19 protein-coding genes are annotated in these 22,999 nt (G+C 28.4%); 13 read left to right on the top strand and 6 right to left on the bottom strand.

The genetic code is table 11. The annotated features are described in order from the left end of the window. Positions 1 to 23 precede the first annotated feature (23 nt). Positions 24 to 1,331 carry a ribosome biogenesis GTPase Der gene (gene der / locus INR78_RS08025; RefSeq protein WP_223076115.1) on the bottom strand — a complete coding sequence of 436 codons (1,308 nt, stop codon included), beginning with the start codon at positions 1,329 to 1,331 and terminating at the stop codon, positions 24 to 26. 110 nt (positions 1,332 to 1,441) lie between these two features. Here der and INR78_RS08020 point away from each other — a divergent pair, with 110 nt between their 5' ends. Then, the gene (locus INR78_RS08020) at positions 1,442 to 1,939 is read left to right on the top strand and encodes a GTP-binding protein (protein WP_223076114.1); all 498 of its coding nucleotides are present in this window, start codon (positions 1,442 to 1,444) and stop codon (positions 1,937 to 1,939) included. A gap of 1 nt (position 1,940) precedes the next feature. On the opposite strand, the gene era is transcribed toward INR78_RS08020, so the two are convergent. Together era and INR78_RS08010 are read right to left on the bottom strand one after the other, a co-directional pair. Then, the gene (era, locus tag INR78_RS08015) at positions 1,941 to 2,825 is read right to left on the bottom strand and encodes a GTPase Era (protein WP_223076113.1); all 885 of its coding nucleotides are present in this window, start codon (positions 2,823 to 2,825) and stop codon (positions 1,941 to 1,943) included. 27 nt (positions 2,826 to 2,852) lie between these two features. Beyond that, positions 2,853 to 3,311, bottom strand: coding sequence for an RNA methyltransferase (locus tag INR78_RS08010; RefSeq protein WP_223076112.1), 459 nt, complete (start codon positions 3,309 to 3,311; stop codon positions 2,853 to 2,855). Between the two features lie 898 nt (positions 3,312 to 4,209). Between INR78_RS08010 and INR78_RS08005 the strand changes: the two genes are divergently transcribed. The 12 genes from INR78_RS08005 (at position 4,210) to INR78_RS07950 (ending at position 16,795) form a co-directional block, all read left to right on the top strand. Then, positions 4,210 to 4,737: a hypothetical protein gene (locus INR78_RS08005; RefSeq protein ID WP_223076111.1), complete on the top strand. Its 528-nt coding sequence runs from the start codon at positions 4,210 to 4,212 to the stop codon at positions 4,735 to 4,737. Positions 4,738 to 4,768: 31 nt separating this feature from the next. Continuing rightward, positions 4,769 to 5,128, top strand: a complete 360-nt coding sequence (locus INR78_RS08000; protein WP_223076110.1) for a hypothetical protein — start codon at positions 4,769 to 4,771, stop codon at positions 5,126 to 5,128. Positions 5,129 to 5,491: 363 nt separating this feature from the next. Continuing rightward, positions 5,492 to 8,158 carry a M48 family metallopeptidase gene (locus tag INR78_RS07995; protein WP_223076109.1) on the top strand — a complete coding sequence of 889 codons (2,667 nt, stop codon included), beginning with the start codon at positions 5,492 to 5,494 and terminating at the stop codon, positions 8,156 to 8,158. Between the two features lie 93 nt (positions 8,159 to 8,251). After that, on the top strand, positions 8,252 to 8,854 hold the full coding sequence (locus INR78_RS07990) for a hypothetical protein (RefSeq protein ID WP_223076108.1): 603 nt from the start codon (positions 8,252 to 8,254) through the stop codon (positions 8,852 to 8,854). Between the two features lie 107 nt (positions 8,855 to 8,961). Beyond that, complete coding sequence (locus tag INR78_RS07985) at positions 8,962 to 9,363, top strand: hypothetical protein (protein WP_223076107.1); 402 nt, start codon at positions 8,962 to 8,964, stop codon at positions 9,361 to 9,363. A gap of 19 nt (positions 9,364 to 9,382) precedes the next feature. Next, positions 9,383 to 9,955 (top strand): Crp/Fnr family transcriptional regulator, encoded by a 573-nt coding sequence (locus INR78_RS07980; protein WP_223076106.1) that lies wholly within the window; start codon positions 9,383 to 9,385, stop codon positions 9,953 to 9,955. A 78-nt stretch (positions 9,956 to 10,033) separates the two neighbouring features. Further along, positions 10,034 to 10,483, top strand: coding sequence for a carboxymuconolactone decarboxylase family protein (locus INR78_RS07975; protein ID WP_223076105.1), 450 nt, complete (start codon positions 10,034 to 10,036; stop codon positions 10,481 to 10,483). 313 nt (positions 10,484 to 10,796) lie between these two features. Next, positions 10,797 to 12,047, top strand: coding sequence for a DNA cytosine methyltransferase (locus INR78_RS07970; RefSeq protein WP_223076104.1), 1,251 nt, complete (start codon positions 10,797 to 10,799; stop codon positions 12,045 to 12,047). Beyond that, complete coding sequence (locus tag INR78_RS07965) at positions 12,044 to 12,748, top strand: hypothetical protein (protein ID WP_223076103.1); 705 nt, start codon at positions 12,044 to 12,046, stop codon at positions 12,746 to 12,748. Before INR78_RS07970 ends, INR78_RS07965 begins: the two co-directional genes overlap by 4 nt. Positions 12,749 to 12,758: 10 nt before the next feature. After that, the gene (locus INR78_RS07960) at positions 12,759 to 15,383 is read left to right on the top strand and encodes a Z1 domain-containing protein (RefSeq protein ID WP_223076102.1); all 2,625 of its coding nucleotides are present in this window, start codon (positions 12,759 to 12,761) and stop codon (positions 15,381 to 15,383) included. Continuing rightward, positions 15,384 to 16,319, top strand: a complete 936-nt coding sequence (locus INR78_RS07955) for a PD-(D/E)XK motif protein (RefSeq protein ID WP_223076101.1) — start codon at positions 15,384 to 15,386, stop codon at positions 16,317 to 16,319. Next, the gene (locus INR78_RS07950) at positions 16,316 to 16,795 is read left to right on the top strand and encodes a hypothetical protein (protein WP_223076100.1); all 480 of its coding nucleotides are present in this window, start codon (positions 16,316 to 16,318) and stop codon (positions 16,793 to 16,795) included. Before INR78_RS07955 ends, INR78_RS07950 begins: the two co-directional genes overlap by 4 nt. Before the next feature lie 82 nt (positions 16,796 to 16,877). On the opposite strand, the gene INR78_RS07945 is transcribed toward INR78_RS07950, so the two are convergent. From INR78_RS07945 to INR78_RS07940, 3 genes are all read right to left on the bottom strand, one after another. After that, a complete protein-coding gene (locus tag INR78_RS07945; protein WP_223076099.1) occupies positions 16,878 to 17,522 on the bottom strand; it encodes a hypothetical protein in 645 nt (214 codons plus the stop codon). 12 nt (positions 17,523 to 17,534) lie between these two features. Beyond that, positions 17,535 to 17,669 carry a hypothetical protein gene (locus INR78_RS13650; RefSeq protein WP_255593002.1) on the bottom strand — a complete coding sequence of 45 codons (135 nt, stop codon included), beginning with the start codon at positions 17,667 to 17,669 and terminating at the stop codon, positions 17,535 to 17,537. A 735-nt stretch (positions 17,670 to 18,404) separates the two neighbouring features. Next, positions 18,405 to 22,895 carry a sacsin N-terminal ATP-binding-like domain-containing protein gene (locus INR78_RS07940; protein WP_223076098.1) on the bottom strand — a complete coding sequence of 1,497 codons (4,491 nt, stop codon included), beginning with the start codon at positions 22,893 to 22,895 and terminating at the stop codon, positions 18,405 to 18,407. Positions 22,896 to 22,999: the final 104 nt, after the last annotated feature.

Here is a 22,999-nt window from a genome sequence, read left to right as displayed (position 1 = left end):
AATAAACTTAAAATTTTAATAAATTATTTTTTACGCATGTATACACTTACTGGTACACCTTTAAAATCATAAATTTCTCTTAGTTTATTTTCTAAGTATCTTTTGTAAGGATCACGTACATATTGTGGTAAATTACAGAAAAATGCAAATTGTGGCTGTGGTGTTGGCAATTGCATAATGTATTTAATCTTTACAAATTTACCTTTGTAAGCTGGCGGCGGATAACTTTCTATAATTGGAAGTAACGTTTCGTTAAGCTCGCTAGTTTTAATACGTTTTGTACGGTTATTATAAACCTCAACAGCAGTTTCTATAGCTTTATAGATACGTTGCTTTGTTAATGCAGAAATAAATACAATTGGCACATCTGTAAAAGGTGCAATTTGTTCTTTTATATATTTTTCAAATTGAACGGTTGACTTATGGTCTTTTTCTACTAAATCCCATTTATTGACAAGGATTACAATACCTTTTCTATTTCGCTCTGCTAACCAAAAAATATTTTGAACTTGCCCGTCAAATCCTCTATTTGCATCTACCACTAATAAACACACGTCTGAATGTTCTATAGCTCTTACACTTCGCATTACAGAGTAAAACTCTAAATCTTCTTTTACTTTAGATTTTTTACGTATTCCTGCAGTATCAACTAGGTTAAATTCAAAACCAAAACGATTATATTTTGTATCAATTGCATCTCTTGTTGTTCCTGCAATATTGGTAACGATATATCTATCTTCACCGATTAAAGCATTTATAAAAGAAGATTTTCCTGCGTTTGGACGACCAACAACTGCAAATCTTGGTAAGATTTCTTCTCTTTCGTCTTCTTTAGGTTCTGGTAACGCTTCAACTAAAGCATCTAATAAATCACCTGTACCACTACCATTTATACTGGCAATTGTATAATAATCACCAAGTCCTAAGCTATAAAACTCTACAGCATCTTCGGCTCGTTTTCCGTTATCAACTTTATTAACAACTAAAAACACTGGTTTTTTAACCTTTCGAAGTAGTTGTGCAACATCTTCATCCATTCCTGTTACACCAGATTCTACATCTACCATAAAGATAATTGCATCTGCTTCATCAATAGCTAATTCAACTTGCTTATCGATTTCAGCTTCAAAAATATCATCGCTACCAACTACATACCCGCCTGTATCTATTAATGAAAACTCACGACCATTCCAGTCTGTTTTTCCGTAATGTCTATCTCTAGTTACACCACTTACTGCGTCTACAATCGCTTCGCGACGTTGAATTAATCTATTAAAAAAAGTAGATTTTCCTACGTTTGGTCTTCCTACTATAGCAACAATATTACTCATATCTTTATGTTTTAATCTGCATTACATATCCTGCAAGCGAGTGCAAAGGTAGTGTTTAAACTATTTACTATTCAATAAAAAACAGTATTTTAGTTTATTATGAATTAATTATGAATGAAAATTTAAACGAAGTCATTTTAAGACCACGCTTTAAAATTGAATTAAATAAAAACAATATTTCTGTTTTAAATGCTTTTGAAGCTAAAAAAACATCTCAAAAAAAGTTTGTAGTCTCTAGAGTTGATGATCATGTTTTTATAAAATTCCCAAAAGCTAAGCAACGGTTTTGGACACCACAATTACATTTAGAAATTAACGAAACTAATGATCATAAAAGCTTGCTTTATGGTCTATTTGGACCCAATCCAACGGTTTGGACTATGTTTATGTTTTTTCATTTTGCAGTTGCTGGTTTTTTTATTGCATTTGCCATATGGGCATATTCTAATTATGCTTTAAAAACCGATTACTACCTACAAATTTGGGGTATGATTTTGATGATTATTTTATGGTTTGTACTGTACTTTGCTGGTAGTTTTAGTAAAAACGCTAATCAAGATGAAATGACACAACTTTACACATTTATGAGTGATGTTTTAGATGAATAATCTACTTTTGATTATACCCAAAACGTTTAAGTTGTCTTTGGTCACTTCTCCAATTTTTGTTCACTTTTACATAAAGTTCTAAATGTACTTGCTTGCCAAAAAATTTCTCTAAGTCCTTTCTTGCTTCTACACCTACTTTTTTTAAGGCGCTACCTTTATGACCGATTATTATTCCTTTTTGAGTTTCGCGTTCTACCATAATTACAGATCGCATACGGATAATGTTTTCTTCTTCAAAAAATTCTTCTGTATCTACTTCTACTGCGTACGGAATTTCTTTTTTATAGTTTAGAAGAATTTTTTCACGAATGTTTTCATTTACAAAAAAACGTTCTGGCTTATCGGTTAATTGATCTTTTGGATAAAATGCTGGACTTTCTGGAAGCAACTCGATAATTTTCTCAAAAACTTCTTTTACATTAAAACCTTCTAATGCAGAAATTGGATAAATTAAAGCATTTGGTACTTTTTCTGACCAAAGTTTAACTTGCTCTTCTAATTGGTCTTGATTTGAAGTATCAATTTTATTGATTAATAATAATACAGGAATTTTGGAATTGGTTATTTTTTTAAAAAAGGCTTCGTCTTTTAATTCCTTCTCGCCTATTTCTACCATGTACACTAAAACGTCTGCATCTTCAAAAGCAGATTTAACAAAATCCATCATAGAAGATTGCAGCTCGTAAGCTGGTTTTATAATTCCTGGTGTATCACTTAATACTACTTGAAAATTTTCACCATTTACAATTCCTAAAATACGGTGTCTTGTTGTTTGTGCTTTAGAGGTGATAATGGATAGTTTTTCTCCTACAAAAGCATTCATTAATGTAGATTTACCTACATTAGGATTACCAATTATATTTACAAAACCTGCTTTATGACTCATATGTAATTATTGTTTTAAAGTGCAAAGTTACGACCTTGGTTTGTTTATTCCTCTATCATACATCACAATACTTCCTGCAACCGATACATTTAAGCTTAATTGCGACTTAAATTTAACTAAAAAATGACTTTTTTCTATTGCTGCTTTTGATAATCCGTGATCTTCTGCTCCTAACAAATAAACACAACGTCTTGGGTGATGGAAGGTCTCTAAAGATTCTGCTTCTTCAGTTAATTCTACACCAACTAGTCTTGCGCCCTTAGGTAGGTTTTTATAAAACTCTTCAAAATTTTCATAATGAAAATAAGGCATAGATTTTACAGCATTATGCGTGTCGCAAGCTTGTTTGGCGTAACGATTACCTATTGTAAAAATAAAACTTGCTCCTAAATTTTGGGCAGATCGCCATAATACACCAAGGTTTTCTGGTGTTTTTCCGTTAAGGATACCGATGCCAAAAAATTCGTTTTCAAAATTATCAATCATACTGCAAAAGTATAATTTTTTATTAGCAACATTTAAAGCTATCTATAAGGTAAATTTAAAGCATTCGATTTTTTTATAAAGAAAGCTAATAATTTAGAACTAAATATTACAAATCAAATTGAAGATAATTATCATTAAAAAAACCTCAGGTTATGAGTTTAAACAAAAAATCTCTAACACCCCTATTTACAAGGCTTCCCTGCGTACCGTAAAAAAAACCTTATGCAAAAACGTATGCACTTTTTGTTGCCGGTTTGGCACCTCTGTTATACAATAAATTTATACACAAATCTACACTTTTTTTGGTTAACCTTGGTTAGGTTTGGTTAAAATTTTAGAAAACACCACAAAAACACAAACGGCTAAATATCAGTATCTTATGAATTTAAATATAATTGAGTTTTTGGTTAAGTTTTGGTTAACCTTGGTTACGTTTAGTTAACCACAAAAAATGTTTTTGATGTCATTTTTTGTTATGATTTGAAGTGTTTTTGAAACAAAAACATCTGGATTTTATTTTTATGAATATTTAGGTGTGAAAAAATTTAAAAAAGATGGGCTTATTAAATGGTAACTTTTTAATTCTTTATATTTTAAAAAAAGCGGATCATTGATCCGCTTTTTTTGTTTTGGTTTTTCTTTGGATCATAATTCATATTGTATCTAGTTATATTGATTACTTGGTTTAATTTGTAGCTTTTATCTTATAATTAAAAATTGTTTTTTTATATATTTACCCTAGCTATTAACAATAACCCTATTACGGATTACCGTAAAATAAAAACTATTGCTTGTATTATTTTTGGGATTATGTGATGTCTAATTATAAGTATTAGATGTTAGAATTTTATTATTGATAACAATAGTTTGAGAAAATTCAACAAAAAGAATAATTAGAATGATACTACTTGACAATTTCCCTGAAGTAAGTAACTTTTTTAGCAAAAAGTCTTTTAATGATGAAGAACTAAAATCATTCATAGACTATATTGAATACAAATATCCTGAAAGACATCTGAAGAAATCAGCTTTATCTTTAATTAAACTGCAAGTGATGAAATACGAGCTTGATCTAGAAAAAAACACTAAATCAAAATCTAATTATTTGTTTGATTATGAAAAATTAAACATTGGAATTATTTCAAAAAAACTCCAAGTTAGTACGAATTTAATTATTGAAATGCTCAAACAAAAAGGATTTACAAAAAATGAATCTGACTGTCTAGACTTAAAACAATATTTAATTTTGGAAGATTTTTTTAAGTCAAGAAAAAAAGCAATAAATAGAAGAATTAAACAAGAGCAAAGATTATTTAAAAGAAAACTAAAAATTGTAAAAAAATCATCATATAAAGGAATTCCTGTATATCAAGATATATCAAAAAACGGTGGTGTTGGCAAATTGATTTATATCAAAAAAAAATAAAATAATTTTATCGTTATAAATTACATTTTCAGTGTTTAGTTGTTCTTCACTTACTAGTACAATTAAAAACACACTTAATTACATTGAATTTAACAAAAATGACTTTGAGTACACTAAACAGGTAACTTCAACTGCTAAAATCAATTTTTTATTCGGAATTCCTTTATCTAACACAAGAAAGTCTGGTAAATTTTCAGATGGTAGCACATCAATAGTTGGATTTAGAAGCAAATTAAATAAAGCTGAAGATGTTGCGATATATAATTTATTAAAAGAAAATCCAGAATATGATTTAGTACTATACCCTAAATTTGACACTAAATCTTCTGGTTTTATTTTTACAAGTGCTCAAGTAACAGTTTCAGCAAGATTAGCAAAACTTAAAAAATAACAATCTGACGTCAACATCTTTATAGGTAAAACATGAGTCTAATTAAATAGTAATTTTAATTATTAGAAAAAAAGCGGGTCGTTGATTCGCTTTTTTTTGTTTTTTTTTCTCTGGATTAAAATTCATACTGTGTTTAGTTATATTGAATTCTTAATTTAATTTGTAGCTTTTATCTTAAAACTAAAAGTTGTTTTTTATATATTTACCGTAGCTATTAATAATAAACCTATTACGGATTACCGTAAAATAAAAACTATTACTCGTATTATTTTTTAAATTACATGATATCTAATTATAACTATTAGATGTTAGTAAATATAATTACTAATACGTTTTGCCATAATTTTAAAAAAAAGAAAATAAATGTCAAAAGTAACTGAAGTAAGATTAACATTAGCTGCCTTAATTTATGGTATCGAAATTGATTTAAAATCAACAATTAACAAGAATATTGTACCATATTTTTCAGATCTGAATTTTTTTCAGAATCAAGAGCTAATTGACAAAGTTTCTGAAAGATTTTCTAAAGAGAATCCAGGAATAGATATTTTATTGAATATTGAAGATTCAATAGACTATTTAGATTTTCACGACACTTTTGTAATCTTAAATAAGAACAAGTCTTTTTTAACTAAACAAGGAAGTGAATATCTTAAAAATATATTCAAAAGTCTAGAAGAAATAACCCCAATTCGAAATAGGGTTATGCATACACGACCTCTACTTGGAGGTGATTTCACCACTGTCTATAACTTTGTGTCAGAGCTATCAAGTAAAGACCCTATTGATTGGACAATAACTCTTGAAACTAAGAATAAAATTGAAAATGACCCATCTTATGTTTTAACACTTACTTTACCGACAATTGAATATCAAAATTCCCAACAAAAGGTAATACATAACTTACCATTACCTGACTTTGATGAAACAGGATTCATTGGCAGAAAAAATGATGTCGATGATATAAAAAAACTGATTTTTTCAAACAAAGTAGTTAGTATTATTGGAGATGGAGGAATAGGTAAAACAGCTTTAGCATTAAAAATAGCATATGATATTGTTGATATGAATGATAAAAGCCCTTTTGATTTAATCATTTGGACTTCTGCGAAAACAACAATGCTTACTCCCAAAGGAATTGAAGATATATATAATGCAATAACAAATTACACTGGTCTGGTAGATTTAATCTCAGACACTTTAGAAATTGAAAAGACTACTAGTGACAAACTCGAAGAAATAATAGAATATTTTTCATTATTTAACACTTTGTTGATTATAGACAACCTTGAGACAATTCAAAGTGAAGAAGTTATTGAATTTATACGTGAAGCTCAAATGAAATGCAATATTGTAATTACTTCTAGAATTGGACTTGGAGAATTAGAATATAGACGTAAATTAAAAGGTTTTTCAGATGCTGAATCCACCAAATTAATACGAGAAATTGCAAGAATAAGAGACAGCGAGACTTTGTTAAAATTACCTCAAGAAACTTTAATTGAAATTTCAAATAAGCTTTACCATAATCCTCTAGCAATCAAATGGTTTGTTAATACAGTTGAAGCAGGAATAAGTCCATCCGAAGTATTAAACAACAAGGATGACCTTTTAGACTTTTGTTTAACAAATGTGTATGGAAAATTAAGTGCTGGTGCTATAAAAATTCTAAGTACTTTACGTGCTGCAAGAAAAAGTTTGAGGTCTGCCGAAATCATTTATTTATCAGAACTTGAACCAATTGAAGTTCGAAAATGTCTTTTAGAACTATTTAAAACAACATTAATTAGTTCAGAGATAACAGATGGAGGTAATATTGAAGAAACAAATTATTACATATCTGATTTTGCAAAAGACTATTTAACAAAAAACCATACAATAGATGCTAGATTTATTAAGCAAACATCCTCTAAATTAAGAGATTTAACTTTAAGTACTGCCCACCTTAAAAAGGTTAATGCTTATAATACATTTGAAATTAATGCTATAATTTACAGAAACTCAAATGAAAAAATTGCAGCTAAATATTTACAAGATGCTTTAACCTTATCATGGAAAAAAGAATATGATGAAGCTATAAAAAAGGTAAATGAGGCAAGAAATATTGTTCCTAGCCATTTTGAATCTTATCGTGTTGGAGGTTTTATAAAAGCTACTTCTGGTGATTTACTAGGTGCTGATGATGATTACAGGCTAGGTTTAGAAATAGAACCTGAAAATCATAAACTCCTATATTTCTACTCACAATTTTTACTCTTTCAAATGGAAGACCCAGATTCAGCATTAGAATATGCAGAAAAATTAGCAGAGCAAAATGTAGAGCATCCATCAGTTGCTTTTCTTTTTGTAAGGATTTTTAACACAAAAAGAGAGTACAACAAAGGAATAAATAAATTAAAAGCATTACTTGAAAACCATTTGGATTCAAAAAATGAAAGAATTGCCTATACCGAACTTATTTCATTATACAATCATATGGGGCAAAGTTTTGCTAACATTGAAAAAGATTTTGACAACTCTTTAAGACACTTCAAACGAGCAATTACAGTATATCAAGAGTGTGCTGAAAAGAAAATACTTGACCCAAAAATGATTAAAAATTTTTCTGAGACTTTATTGGCTTGTTTTCAAATGTTACCATTAACATCTTTACAAGACGATAAAGATTATTTTAAAAATCTTATTTCTGATAATGATAGTAAAATTGGATTAACAAATATGAAACATAAAATAATTCATAGATTTTCAGAAAAATTTGATGATTATTCTTTAAGTTCTTTGTTAGACGAAACTAATTCCAATTCTGACAGACATATGGGTACTGTCAGAAGAAGTCAAAACAACGCAAGCAAACCATTTGTGTTCATTCAAACAGATGATAAATCAAGATATTACGCAAATATGTTTGACTTCACAGATATAAATAATAGAAGTGATTGGAAAAAAATAAAGAATGGTCAACTTGTGAGTTTTGAGATCGGTTCTAATCCTCAAGGTGAATGTGCTAAGAATATAAAAATAATTGAATAAAAACTATGGCTAACAATGGCTACAAGTAATTGCAAGTAGTAAACCACGCAACTACTCATAGTCGAGACCATTAGCTGCAATAATAAAAAAACTATGGATTTAACTTTAAAAATTTTTTCAAGTAATATTTTATCTGTTCTTTCAATATACAATGACTCTGAAAAAACAAGGTTAAAAAATAGAAATGAATTGCTTGAAAAATTAGAAAAAGAAGCAAACTGGTCTGATAAGGAATTCGATAAATTCTCACACTATGAATATCATTTTGAATGGCTATTAATGCATTCTCTTTTCATTTCCGCTTTTTCATACTTTGAGACTTTTATGCTATCGATAGCAAAACAAATTGAAAAAAATACCAAATCAAAAATCAAACTTAATGATTTAAAAGGGAAAGGAGATTTAGATTGTTATAGAAAATACATAAATAAAATTGGAGAAATAGAAAGCGCTAATAACACTTCGAAAAATTGGAATGAAATATCGGAATTTAAAACCATTCGGAATTCTATAATTCACAAATATGGAATAGTGAACAAGAAAGTTAATCTGATAAAAAAGTTTGATTTATATTTTGGAACAAATGAACAAATGATTAGAATAAAAAACATTAAGTTTCTCGAGCGATTTTGTGAACTTTCAACTGAATATATGAATGAAATAATATCTGAAACAAAAGAAAAAAATTACAGCTAACAATGGCTATAAGTAATTGCTTGTTCTCTCCTACTGAATAAAAATCGGTATATAAATATAATTCTTATTTTAGCGTAAATTAAACGTTCAATTTACGTTAAATAACTATGCTAGAACCAAAACACTATACATGCAATTATTGCCAACAAGACTTTGTGCCTAAGCGGCGTCGTGTACAAAAATACTGTAGTAACTCTTGCAGGTCTTCTGCATATCAATTAAGAAAAGGCAAGAAAAATAATTTACCTGCAACAAATAATACAAAACCTTTTACAGAACAAAATGATAAAATGACGTTAGCTGGTGTTGGTAATGCTGCTGTTGGATCTATGGTTGCTGGAGGACTTGTAAAACTTTTTACAAACGAAAAAAACAAACCAGCAACTAAAGGCGATATAGATTTACTTTTACAAAAATTAGAAGGTCGTTATCATTTAGTGAAAAATTTACAACCTAATGCTCAAGGTGCTCTACCCTATTATGATTTTATACAAGGTATAATTGTTTAATTGTAATTTTAAAATCATATTGAAATCTAATTACTCCATAAAAGATCATTTTAATAAATACATTGATTTTACCGAAATAGAAATTGATGATATTTTGTCTCATTTTACTTTAGTTGAATTCGATAAGAAAGAGGTTTTATCAAAAGAAGGTAATGTTTGTAATCATAAATTTTTTATAATTGAAGGCTTAGTTCGTTCTTATCAACTGGATCATAAAGGCAATGAAAAAATTAATCAATTTGCTATTGAAAATTGGTGGATTACTAATGTTGAAAGTTTTGTAAACGAAACGCCATCTTTGACTTCTATAGAAACTATCGAACCAACTATAGCTCTTAAAATTGATAAAAACACTTTGGAAGATCTATACATTAAACATCCAAAGCTAGAGCGTTATTTTAGGATTATCACAGAAAATATGCTAGTTGCTATACAACGTAGATACGAAGTCTTTCTACAGCTAAAAAGTAAAGACCGTTACCTCAACTTTATTAATAACCTACCAGAGTTTTCACAACGTGTTCCTCAATATATGATTGCATCTTATCTAGAAATAACACCTGAATATCTTAGCGAACTTAGAAAAGCATAAATTTATTTCTTAAGATATCTTAAGTAGATTGATATAGCTTCAAAATAACTTTATACCATAATTAAAATTTAAATATTTATGGAACGAATAAGTTATACAGATGTACCTCAAGACATCTTCAAAAATCTGATGGCAATTGAAAATTATTTAGATAATTCAACACTAGATTTACATTTATTAGAACTAGTGAGGTTAAGAGTCGCACAAAAAAATGGTTGTGCATATTGTGTAGACATGCATCACAAAATTCTAAAAAAACATAATGAAACCGATTTAAGACTTTCGTCGCTTTGCGTGTGGGAAGAGACTAATTATTTTAGTGAAAAAGAATGTGCTGTTTTAAAGTTTACTGATGTATTAACAAGATTAGAAAGACATCCTATATCTAAGAATGTTTTTAATCCTTTACTAGAACATTTTACTAAAGCTGAAATTGCTCAACTTACATTAGCAATATCTCAAATAAATACTTGGACAAGACTTATGAAAACGTTTGGTTTTGCACCTAGTAAATTTAGGGTTGATTAGAAAGATTTATTATAATTATAGAAAGGGGTTGAAAAAAATTAAAACACTTGTTTTATAGTCAATTACTTAATAAAAAAAAAAAAAAATATTCAAAATAGTTTATTACATTAGACCATATGATTAACTAACTGTTTAAAGAAGCAGATAAAATAGGTTTTATTATAGAAAGATTTTAAATAACTTTGGTAAACAAAATAATTAAAAACAAAACATGCCAAATTCTAATGTTCAAAGTAGAAGATAATAAAATGTTCCATATCTTAAAAAAAGGTAATATTACACCAAAAAATCTCAAAAGAATTTTTAGTATAAAATGAATAAAAAATTCACATTTATTGATCTATTTGCTGGCTGTGGTGGTTTAAGTGAAGGGTTCTTATCCTCAAATAAGTTTAAAGGATTAGCTCATGTAGAATGGGAACTACCCATGGTAAATACTTTAAGAAAAAGGCTTGTAACTAAATGGAACCATACAGAAGAAGAAGCATTAAAAAATGTTGTCCATTTTGATATTCAAAAATCGGAAGAACTTATAAACGGTTCATGGAAAGATGCAACAAAAAAACTCTATAAAAAAACCAATCATGATAACACTGTAAATAAAGGTTTAAAAGGGATCATTGGCAACAAAAAAGTAGATTTTATTATTGGTGGACCACCTTGTCAAGCATATTCAATAGCAGGAAGAGCTCAAGACAAAAATTCCATGAAAGATGATTATAGAAATTACTTATTTGAAAGCTTTGTTGAAGTTGTAAAAGAGTTTGAACCTAAAGCCTTTGTTTTTGAGAACGTACCTGGTATGCTAAGCGCAGAACCTGGCGGAATTAAAGTTACAGAGAGAGTATACAAAGCTTTTAATGAAATAGGTTATGAAATAACAGCTCCAAATAATTTAAAAAATAGAATATACGTAGCTGATGATTTTCAAGTACCACAAAAAAGAAGAAGATTAATTATAGTTGGGATAAGGAAAGATAGAAATTATAACTTGAATGAAATATACAAAAATATAGATACTCAAAAATCAACAAATAAGAAAACTGTAAAAGATGCTATTTTCTGCCTACCTAAAATCAAACCTCTAAAAAATATCACAAAAATTAAAGGAAAAAATGTTTCGCATAAACTTGTTCAAAACAAAGAAAAAATTAAACAACATGAGCCAAGACATAGTAACGAAAGAGATGTAAAAATTTTTAAAGAATGGGTTGAAAGAGAAATGAATCAAAAAACTTTGAGTGAGAAAATAGAGTTTTATAATAAGCTATTAAAAAAAGAATCAAAACATGCAAAATATCGCAATTTAGAATGGGACAAACCTTCTCCTACAGTTGTTGCTCATCTGTATAAAGATGGCCTAATGTTTATACATCCTGATTCTGAACAAGCAAGATCAATAACAATACGTGAAGCAGGATTACTACAGTCTTTTCCATTAGATTTTGAGTTTATTGGAAGTAAAGGATACTGCTACAAAATGATAGGTAATGCTGTACCTCCACTAATGGCAAAATCAATTGCTTTGGGCATTAATGATTATTTTAAGAATTTAAATTTATGAAAATATTAGTTGCTTGTGAAGAAAGTCAAGCTATTACAAAAGAACTAAGAAACCTTGGGCATGATGCTTACAGCTGTGATTTATTACCTTGCAGTGGAGGACATCCTGAATGGCATTTTAATTATGATGTTTTCAAAGTGATAGAAGAAAAAGGAGGCCTTTTGCAAAACGGCGACATAGTAAGTGATGGTTTAGATTGGGAATTAATGATAGCTCACCCTCCATGTACTTTTTTGGCTGTTAGTGGTGCTAGGTGGTATTATCATCCAGACGATAGTGGTAGGCCCACATCTGAGAGAAGACCACACCCAAGATTTCCTGATAGAGCAAAACATAGAGAAGAGGCTATTGAATTTTTCATTAAACTTTGTGAAGCTCCTATAGAAAAGATTGCTGTTGAAAATCCTGTTGGAATAATAAGTACAAGGTATAGAAAACCTGATCAAACAGTCCATCCGTGGATGTTTGGTGATAAAGCATCTAAAACTACTTGTCTATGGCTTAAAAACTTACCCTTTTTAGAACCTACGAATGTTGTGGAAAAAGGAGAAAGAGTGGTTTTAAAAAGTGGAAAAAGTTTACCAAAATGGTATTCTGACGCTTTAACTAAAGCTAAATCTCCAGCTGAAAGGAGAACTTTAAGAAGTAAGACATTTAAAGGAATGGCTAAAGCCATGGCAAAACAATGGACCTCACAATAAAAAACCAAAAATGGATCGAGATACTATATTTAAAATTTTTAAAGTTAAAATAAGACAGGAACTTGAAGCTTTTGGCTCTAATCTAACCTTAGATACTATTGAAAAATTTATAGAAAAATTACCACAAGAATTAACAATTGCTACTCAGATATACAAATTAGATACTGAGCAAAAAGACAAGCTTCTAAATCTTACAAAAAAACAATTCGGTTTTACAAGTGGGTCACATGTATACATCAAAGGAACTGGAATATATAATGACAGTGAAGAAATTGAGTTAGACAAAGAAAATTGGCATTATTATCTAAGACATAAAAACTACTTAAAAGATAATATTTTTAGAGATAACCCTGATATTGTTGAGTCACTAGATTACGAAACAGACCAAATAATTAAAAAATTTCCTAAGCCCGATAAGGATAAAAAAAACGTTTTTAGTAAGAAAGGTCTAGTTATCGGTCATGTACAATCAGGTAAAACAGCTAATTTTACCCACTTAATTTCTAAAGCAGCATCAATTGGTTATCGATTTGTAATTGTATTAGCAGGTATGACTGACACCCTCAGAATGCAAACTCAATTTAGATTAGATAAGGAATTGGTAGGTAAAAATAGTGCAGGAATAAAAGATTTAGAAACTATTAAATGGTTAATTGGGGAAGAAAAATTTCACCCTTTAACACGATTACCTGATCCAAATGTAGCATTAGACAATGGTGATTTTTCAGCACCGATTTCAAATTTTTCGGATCACTTTTCAAGCACTTCAGACGTTTCTATAGCTGTAATTAAGAAATTAGCAAGAACAGGTAATGAACATAAAAGATTCCAATCTATTTTAGGCAGCTTGATTAATTGGATTGAACATGCTAATGATAAAAATACTATTAACTCTGTTCCTCTGCTAATTATTGATGATGAAGCTGACCAAGCAAGCATAGATAATTCAGATGTAGAAACTGATCCTACAGTAATTAATCATTCTATAAGACACTTATTAAGTCTTTTCCCTAAATCAGTATATGTCGGTTACACGGCTACACCTTTTGCAAATGTATTTATTAACCCTGCTAATGATTATTTGGGGCTGCCTGACCTTTATCCAAAGGATTTTATTTATTCATTACCTGAACCTGAAGAATATTTTGGTAGTAGTAAGTTTTTTGGTATTAAGAATAAAGAAAATGAACTAGCGCTAATCGAATTTATAGAAGATAATGAGAGAGAAATAATAAATGATGAAGATCATGATATTACTTCAAATCTAGAGTCTGCAATAAATACTTTCATATATGCCTCAATAATTAGGAGGTATAGAAAGAATGACAAATATTGTGGTATGATGATTCATACAGACCACAGAAACAATCAACACAATACAGTTTATTCCAAAGTTAAAGAGTACATTCTTGGTTTAAAATGTAATTATCAAGTTTTTGAAAAATTTATAGAATTTAAAGATAAAAGTCAAAGTATTGGAAGATTACAAGGAATTGTTAGTGATTTACCCATTTACAATTTCGAAGAATTTGCTAAAGAATATAATCATGTAACTAACTATTTAAAGAGCTCTAAGGGAGGTAAAACAACTAATATTAAGGTTATAAATAGCAGAGAAGACAGGCTCGATTATCTGAACGAAGAATTGAAATACTTAATATGTATTGGTGGTAATATAATGTCAAGAGGTGTTACAATTGAAGGTCTAACAGTAACTTACTATCTTAGAGACACCCTAAAATATGATACTTTACTTCAAATGGGAAGGTGGTTCGGTTACCGAAAAGGATATGAAGACTTACTCCGCATATATACTACAAAAAGAATTGCTGAGCATTTTGAATATGTAATGGCTGTTGAAGATGACTTAAGAAATGAAGTTAGACGCTATATTGAAGAGGGTTTGACGCCTATTGATTTCGCACCAAAAGTAAGAGCTCATATGAGGATGCAACCAACTGCTAAAATGGGTAATTCAGCATTAACTAAATCCTACTCTCAACAAACAATTCAAACCATTTATTTTAACCGAGATTTATCTATTTTAAACTGTAATTATAATCTCGGAAAATCATTAATCAAGAAGTATAAAGATTCTTTTAACAGACCTAATAATTTAGATTATAAATATCTTGCTAAAGATTTAAGCATTGAAGATCTTTTAAGTTTTATTAAAGATTATAAATACACACCCTATAATTCTTTCGATTTAAATGATATAATTAAGTATATTAAAAAGAGAGTTAGAGATGGTGAAATAAAAGTTTTTGACATTCTTATTTCAGGGATAAAACAATTAAAAGAAAAAACTGAACCAACAAAGCTTTTTGGTTTATCTGTTAATCCCGTAAAAAGAAACCTAAGAAAGAGTAAAGGTAGAGAATATATTAATGAAAACATTGTCAATATAGGTGTGATTTCTGATACTGCTGATATTAAAATTGCGAATGATAATGATAAATTAACTCTGATTTTATATTTCATTGACCGAAATCATTCAGATGCTTTTAACGAATCTGATAAAAATTATTCGTCTGAAAATTTAACCTTTAATCCAATAGGATTTACAGTTGTATTTCCTGAGACTAAAATCGCTAATGGTGAAATCGATTATTACCAACAAATATTTGAATAAATGATAGAGAATTATATTTCCAAATTAAGTTTCACATCCTTAAAAGATGAAAAAATAAAGGCTTTAGAGGTACCCTTAAATGACTTAAAATGCTATTTGTATTATGATTACTCGAAGCAACTTCATTTAATTATTAAATCTGAAGAATCAATTAATGAAAATAGAAAAGGTATAAAAGTAAAAAATACTACACTAGATTTAATTGATTATGGTAAAGATAAATTTATAGATATTGTTTGTACTCATGAAGATTTTAAAAAAGAGTTTATTCAAATCATTGAACAAATTATTGAAAATTTTAAAGAAAATAATGATATAACAAGAGCTGTAAAGTTTACAATAAACAAATGGTACTACTTTTTTGAAAAAGAAATGAATGTTGAATTGACTGAATCTGAAATTAAAGGATTAATTGGTGAACTTCTACTAATCAAAAATTTATCTCAAAAAATAAACTATAAAGAAATTATTAAAGCTTGGAAAGGTCCTGAAAGTAGTTTACGAGATTTTAATTTTAAGACTTTCGACATTGAAGTTAAAACAAGTTCTAAAGAAATAGGTCATATTCATAAAATAAATGGTCAGATCCAACTAAAATCAGAAGACATACCTCTATACATTTATTCTGTAAGCCTTAAAAAAAGTGATTCTAGTAATGCCATTACAGTCAAAAAACTAATTGATTTTATTTGTATGGAAATTGGTAACGATTCATTTTTATTAAATGAATTTTTTGAAAAACTTGAAAAAATAAATGTTTTAGTTCCTGAAACAGAAAAGTATAATCGTTTTTCATACGAGGTAAACAACATTTTAACTATCAAAATTGATAACAAAAATGTAGATCAATTTTTAGTAAAGAATGAAAATACAAGGATTTCTAATTTAATTTATGATTACGATTTCAATGGTTTAACAAACAACGAAATAATATGAGTTTACAATCTAATGATGTTTACTTAAAAAAACTAACTACACAGGAGCTTGGCTACAGAAAAGGTAGGCTTATGACTGGAGGATATTTTTATATTTCTAAATCTGCAGTCGGTACTTTCTTCAAAGAGTTAGACAAATACGTATTAAATGATTATTTAAAATTAGATTTTAATGATCCTTTAGAACCTGGCAATATAATTCAAGCCTCCTATGTTTATCACAATGACAAATTTGCTAAAGAAAATGGAACTAGAAATGAATATCGAATATATCACAATAGGGATATTGCCAAACACGAATTACACTTCCAACCTTCTGAAATAGTAGCTTTTATTAAAGAATCTGATAATAATTTTAGAATAGAACATTTTACTCCTAGAGATAATAATTATAAAATTTTACTCGAAATAATAGAAAAAAGTAAAATTAGAGGTAATCATGCATTATTAAGCTTAATAGAATACAATAAAATTTAAGTGTAAAATCTCAATTATTAGACTACACGTATTCATTAAAAGAACTACACATAAAATCATTATATAATAAAAAAAAAATCTATCAATATAACTCCTCTTTTTTCAATAACAATATTAACTCTTCAAAACGTTCAGGTTCTCCTATCTCTTCAAAAAAACACTCTACTAAACGAGGAGGAAATTGTTTTATATTCTCATATGAAAGCTTTGTTGAGTAGAAGTAATCTTTAGCTTGAGGAACTTCAATAAACATATAAGCCAACTTTTTATGATATAAACCAGACATTTGAGCGAGTTGTTTTTTAGTAATCGGTTTTGACAAGTTTTGATTTGAATCTTGCCATTTAGTTATATACACAAGAATTATCTCTCCAATTTTAGGTTTAATCGATAAGTCTAGATAATTTGAAAAATTTTTTTTGTATGTATGTCTTGTAGTATTAAATAACCTGTAAACTTCTTCTTGACTCAGAGTTAATTTAAGATGATCATCTACAATATCTGCTAAATCCTGATTAGAAAGTGTAAAGTATGGTCTTTTTTTTAAATCAACCCAATTAGATAAATACATTATATAAACTAACCAACGCCGTGAAGATTTAAACCCATCACTAAATAAATAACTAAATACTACATTAAGTAGATGCCAAACATTCTTCCACCTATGGCCTTTTGGTGTTATTGCAACCAATAATTCAGTCCATTTAACATTATTCCTTTTTGGCATCTATTAATTATTTTACTTTTTAGATTCTCGATTTGGATTTAATTGCGCACCTCTATTGCCGTGTACTTGGCTATTTGTTTTATTACTACCTGAAGTACCTCTATTTGTATTAGACTGATTTGATTTGTGATTGTTTTGTTTACTCATAATAAAATTTTTAATTAATAATATAACAAAAATAAATCACTAAAAATTACTTTTTCTAGATACTGACAGTTTTAAAGTATTTATGAAATAATAGCCGTTTAATTCATTGTATCAAAAAAACTCTATAAAAACTTTCATCTTTTGCATAAAGCTTATACAATTCTAATTCTTGTTTTCGCTTTTGGTTCATGAGCTCGTCTAAAATTTTCTTAAACACTAAATCACTATTTTACTAGTCACTATTATTAACAACGTTTGCCTCAAAATAAGGGTTTGATTGTATATACTTTATTAAAATAATAAACTTAACACGTTGGTCTTTTGGTGTTGCTTCCTAACCTTGAAACCAACTTTGATTAAAGGGTTGAATAATCAAACCTAAAGGATCTTTTTCCTCATCAGCACCATTCTCACCTCTTGAATTTAAATTTTTTGGGTCTACTTCGCTTTCTGAAACATCTAACTTAATACTCGTGATTAGTTTTACAAAATCTAAAACATAGGTAGGTAAATCTACTGACTCTGATAACTCCTCTATGTCAAACTTTGCGATAAAAAAACTCAGTTGCTCAATTTAATAGCCTTTTCCTGTTTGATATATTGTGATATCTTCATTTATAGCATCAATAGAAATTCTTTGTAATTTTAGATCTTCTAAACAAATTCCTATCATATACTTTTCTGTGGCTACTTCTAGAGCTTGTTCGTTGTTTTGGTTATGTATATAATGTTATTTTAAACAATTTCTAAATGAACTAAATATTCATTTACACTAGTAATATATTTTGGATTTGAGAAGAAGTCATAAATTGGTATAATATCTTGTTTATTTTTAACTAGCCATACTTCATAGTCCTTTTCATTGTTTTTCCCGAAATCATATTCATATTTAGACAGGAAAAATTTGCCATTATCAAAGGTTTTAACTTCAACATACTTTACTTCTTCTTTTTCGTTAGTGTATCTTATATCGCATTGCAGACCTTCATTGTCATCACTTACAAGGTCAACATTTTTATAACCATTTTCTATTAGAAAATCATAGACTATTTGCTCCGAATTATTACCTTTTAACTTTAAACCTTTATTATTTTTCTCTTTTGGCGTATAAACACTGTGTCTATTATTACCATTAGTTGGGCTTTTGGTTTTTAAAACATCACTACTAAATAAACGAGTTTGTAAAACAACATCATTATCATTCCTACCATTATCTGAAGAAACTTCAATTTCAAGTTCTATATCTTTATTTAATTCTTCCTTAATTATTTCCAATGCATCTTCAAAATACAGCAGACTATTTAAACGCTCGCTTTGTCTTATTTTATAAAGCTCATTTTCAGTAAATTTCTCTTTGTGCTTTCTTTTTATTTCGTCAAGATTTACATTATCTATTAAAGTCAAATTTGGATAGACCAAATTCAAATAATCTTTAAAGACTATAGTCTTATCTATATTGAATTGATGTTTAAATTCTTCTGCTTTCTGTTGCGCAAATTCTTTATAGTCTTCATATCTATTTATTTCAGCTAAAAACTTCGCTTTCTCATCAATAGTTTTTTCTTTAAAATTTAGCCAGATAGAAGATTTTATGACATTCTTTTTAGAAAGAATTGCATCTTTAATTTTTGAAAGATGGTATTGAGCAATGCTAATTTTATAACTATAATAGTTAGCGAAATTTTCTAGAGTTATATCTAGTTCATCAAATAACTGTTCTATTTTTACTAATTCATTTTCTAAGTTTATCTTTTCGTAATCCAAGGAATTGGTATCAAACTCAATACCCAAACTCCCTTTTATTGTTTTTTCCAAAGCCAAATCGTCCAACAAATCATTATATTCAAGACCTCTTACTTGAAAAACGGCTTGCCAAAATGCTTGTTTATAATCTGCAAGTCCTAAAAACTCTCTTGCCTCATTTAACGTATCTTCTCCTAAGTCGCTTTTAATACTATTCTGGACATCTTCAAAGTCACTCCTTAAAATATATTTATATTCATTTTTATCACTAGTAATATCAAAAGCTAGAGAAATTATATCCGAAAAACTATTTGTGAAATCAACATTTTTCTTTAAACTATTAATAGTATCAAAATCATTAATTTTAATTAAATATGTTTGTTCCTCTAAATGTAAGAACTCATAGTCTGCTACTTCATAAACACCTTCTTTGACTTTATATTCTACCGAAGAACACAATAGAATTTTAATTTTTTGACATATTGAAGCTTGAACTTTTCTTACTTCAACATCTTCAATTACATTTAATCTATGGCTTAATAAGAAAGGCTTCAATTTGAACAAAACATCTTCAAAGCGTTCTGTTATAGAAGTTAATAACATTTTGTCTTTGACTTCGATTTTCACCTCTTTTAAATCGTTAATACCGAAAAACTTAATAGCTTCTGCACCACCTGCTCTAGCTGGATAATTAAAAATTGGGAAGTCTTTTTTAAGCTTATTGGGTAATTTAATTTTCTCGCTAAAATAAACATCGTTTTGGTTATAAAGCTGAAGTTCATTTCCATCATGAGCAAAGAGCTTTAGAGGTACTTCAATTTCAATTTCATTATGATTAAAATGGCTTAAGGCTTTTTTGTAAAAAGTTTGCGATTTAGCCCCTGTTGGGTAGTTATCAGGTAATTTATTTATTATTTCGGCGACTTTTTCTATTGGAAGGTCATTAAAATCATCGTTTGCACCTAAGCTTACTAGAATTTCATTAATTATGGTTTTATTGATGTTTTCATCCAAATCCATAATCTTTTTATAATTGATCTTAAAGTTGTTTACCCATGAGTACTTTTCATCAATAAGAAATTCTGAAAAATCATACTTGTAGAATTTTTTAATTAAATACTTTAGATAGGATGGTTTGTTCGTTATAATATTATAATCGTAATAAAAATATCTGAATCTGTCATCGTTGTTATAGTCATACAATTGCTGTTTTAAAACATCATCATAATAAATCCAAAGAATTAATTTTTCTATAGCTATCTTTTCTAAGATGGATTTAAAACCATTTATAGCGAGATAATCTATTCTGTATCCTGTATATCTATCAAAACCATCATATAGTTTAACGTGTTTAAAGTAGTCTTCTATTCCGTTGTCAACAACAGACTTGTTTTTATATCGGGCGTAAGAATTAACCTTAATCCATTTTAAATATCTTTCTAATTCGTGAATGTTTTCAGCCTCGTTGAAACCTAAATCTGTTGGTTTGGCAACGAAGGTTTTCTCTGGTAAAACGCCTTCAAAAATCAACGTCGTTCTTTTCCCTAAAGGATAAAAATCAGAAAGTACTAAGTCTTCAGTATAAGCCTTTGTTCCGCTTTTAGAAATACAAGGAATTTTGACTGAATCATCAGGAATTTTTGTACCATCGTTCATCAGCTTAAAATTGTGGTACAAGCATTGATTCATTTCTTTGATACAAACAATACTTTGATCGGTGTCCTTTTCAATTACCGCATTCGTTTCCCTAATAATCTTCTGTGCCAATGTTGCAGGTTCATAACTGTGAATATTGCAGAAACCTTTTAACTCATCATAAATAAAACGCGATTTATTAGGGTTGTCACGTGTATTAAATTTTAGTTCTGTCAGTAAAGCTTCAAATAGATTGTCGTTTATGAATTGTATATTGGTAAAAATGGGTGTTTTTAGCTTTTTCTCTTTTGTTATTGGGGTATAAATATATTCGTCTCCATTTATAAGCTCTCCATTATTATTGATTAGAAAATTACAACCATTTTCATGGTGATTCTTTATAAAGCTAGCTTCTTGCGTTATTAATCGTATCCATTGAGCACGCTGTTTTATGGATAACTCTTTATTTGAAATTTGATTTAAATGAAATAAATAATCTTCTAAATTTTGTAAACTACCATATATTTCATCTTCTAAATTAAAATTTTCAAGAGTTAATTCTTCCAAAGGCAGTAAGTGAATAGAAATTATATCTTCAGCATTTGCGTCTTGTAAAAATTCTGCAAATTCATCATTTATATAAATAACTTCTTCTAATTTTCTATACTCATTATCAATGCAAGGAAATATAGCCTCATTGTTAATTGCTTCTTCAATTAAATCGTAGTATCCTAAATTATCTAACGTATCGGCTTTGTGTGTGTGATTTAATATTGACAAAGGTTGATAAGATACTTTTGATTGCGAATAGTATTTAGCAACCTCAATAGTAAAAGCAACTACTTTTTCTAATATATATCTATTCTTTTCTGATTCGTTTAGTTGATTTCTTGTGGCATCTAAATCAAAAGTAGCGTGTAAAACATAAGGTTGATTTAGCTTAATATTGGTTGGAAAAAAAGAATACAAATTTGGGGAAGACTTTTCAAAATTATCTTCTACCGCTATTTTGATTTGATAAAACTGTTTTTCTGTTTTATTGGAATCTTGAAACTTAGAAGGCAACTCTTTTTCAACTTCAAATATAGACCAGGAATTAGCTGAAAATTGAATAAACTCTCTAGGTGAAAATTCAGCTGTTTTATGCAAATGAGTTTCTCTTTTGCATTTTATGTTTGCAACATCTTCAAAGCCTTTAAAATGTACTTCTTCTATGTGCTTTAAAAATAGTAATGTTTCGGGTGTTATATTTTTAACTTGTTTAAAAATATTTTTAAATACCTTTTTCTTAAACTGAATAATTATAGCAGTTTTAAAATCACCTTGATTTATATTTTTAAGTATTGGCATACTTAAAAATGGCACTGGAATGGTGTTTTCACCAAGATTTTCTTCTTCAACTATGCGTTGCCTTTCTTCTTTTGAAAACAGTTTTTCATAGTTCTCTTTGGTGTTTTGTTCTGAATAGAAAAGAGATAGATTATTACTTTGTATTTCTATAGATTTACTCCAGTTTATAATAGAACGAAAGCCTAAGCCTTTATTACCAATATATTTACGAGAAGTTTTAGAAGATAAATTGGCAATGAATAACGAACGATACCCTTTTTTTGAAAATGATGTATTACCATTGTTGCTTATACTAATTGTTCTTGCATCTTTGTCTAATGCAATAGTAACTTTAGTAGCGCCTTCATCATCACAATTTTGAAGCAACTCTAATAACTGCCTACCATTATATCCTTTAATAGTTTCTAGCTCTCGTTTGTAATCACCAAGCATCTCGCTATAATCTTCTCTATAGCGTTTTTGTTTATTCTCTATTAGTTGTAAAACAAAATCTCTCATACTAAATATAATTTATCTTAATTTTTAAATGTATGTTGTATTATTATGTGATAACTAGAATTCCAATTTATTTATTTCCATTTACCTCAGGTTTATCTGCTAGT

Origin of the sequence: Mesoflavibacter sp. SCSIO 43206, assembly GCF_019904215.1 — a bacterium.
In the GTDB taxonomy this organism is placed as follows: Bacteria; Bacteroidota; Bacteroidia; order Flavobacteriales; family Flavobacteriaceae; genus Mesoflavibacter; species Mesoflavibacter zeaxanthinifaciens.
The sequence above is the reverse complement of the archived record's forward strand: the minus strand, read 5'-3'. Positions and strand labels throughout refer to the sequence as shown.

Excerpts from the sequence above, each read along its gene's own strand:
- der (WP_223076115.1), bottom strand. The coding sequence starts at position 1,331 with ATGAGTAATATTGTTGCTATAGTAGGAAGACCAAACGTAGGAAAATCT.
- INR78_RS08020 (WP_223076114.1), top strand. The coding sequence starts at position 1,442 with ATGAATGAAAATTTAAACGAAGTCATTTTAAGACCACGCTTTAAAATT.
- era (WP_223076113.1), bottom strand. The coding sequence starts at position 2,825 with ATGAGTCATAAAGCAGGTTTTGTAAATATAATTGGTAATCCTAATGTA.
- INR78_RS08010 (WP_223076112.1), bottom strand. The coding sequence starts at position 3,311 with ATGATTGATAATTTTGAAAACGAATTTTTTGGCATCGGTATCCTTAAC.
- INR78_RS08005 (WP_223076111.1), top strand. The coding sequence starts at position 4,210 with ATGATACTACTTGACAATTTCCCTGAAGTAAGTAACTTTTTTAGCAAA.
- INR78_RS07995 (WP_223076109.1), top strand. The coding sequence starts at position 5,492 with ATGTCAAAAGTAACTGAAGTAAGATTAACATTAGCTGCCTTAATTTAT.
- INR78_RS07990 (WP_223076108.1), top strand. The coding sequence starts at position 8,252 with ATGGATTTAACTTTAAAAATTTTTTCAAGTAATATTTTATCTGTTCTT.
- INR78_RS07985 (WP_223076107.1), top strand. The coding sequence starts at position 8,962 with ATGCTAGAACCAAAACACTATACATGCAATTATTGCCAACAAGACTTT.
- INR78_RS07975 (WP_223076105.1), top strand. The coding sequence starts at position 10,034 with ATGGAACGAATAAGTTATACAGATGTACCTCAAGACATCTTCAAAAAT.
- INR78_RS07970 (WP_223076104.1), top strand. The coding sequence starts at position 10,797 with ATGAATAAAAAATTCACATTTATTGATCTATTTGCTGGCTGTGGTGGT.
- INR78_RS07965 (WP_223076103.1), top strand. The coding sequence starts at position 12,044 with ATGAAAATATTAGTTGCTTGTGAAGAAAGTCAAGCTATTACAAAAGAA.
- INR78_RS07960 (WP_223076102.1), top strand. The coding sequence starts at position 12,759 with ATGGATCGAGATACTATATTTAAAATTTTTAAAGTTAAAATAAGACAG.
- INR78_RS07955 (WP_223076101.1), top strand. The coding sequence starts at position 15,384 with ATGATAGAGAATTATATTTCCAAATTAAGTTTCACATCCTTAAAAGAT.
- INR78_RS07950 (WP_223076100.1), top strand. The coding sequence starts at position 16,316 with ATGAGTTTACAATCTAATGATGTTTACTTAAAAAAACTAACTACACAG.
- INR78_RS07945 (WP_223076099.1), bottom strand. The coding sequence starts at position 17,522 with ATGCCAAAAAGGAATAATGTTAAATGGACTGAATTATTGGTTGCAATA.
- INR78_RS13650 (WP_255593002.1), bottom strand. The coding sequence starts at position 17,669 with ATGAGTAAACAAAACAATCACAAATCAAATCAGTCTAATACAAATAGA.
- INR78_RS07940 (WP_223076098.1), bottom strand. The coding sequence starts at position 22,895 with ATGAGAGATTTTGTTTTACAACTAATAGAGAATAAACAAAAACGCTAT.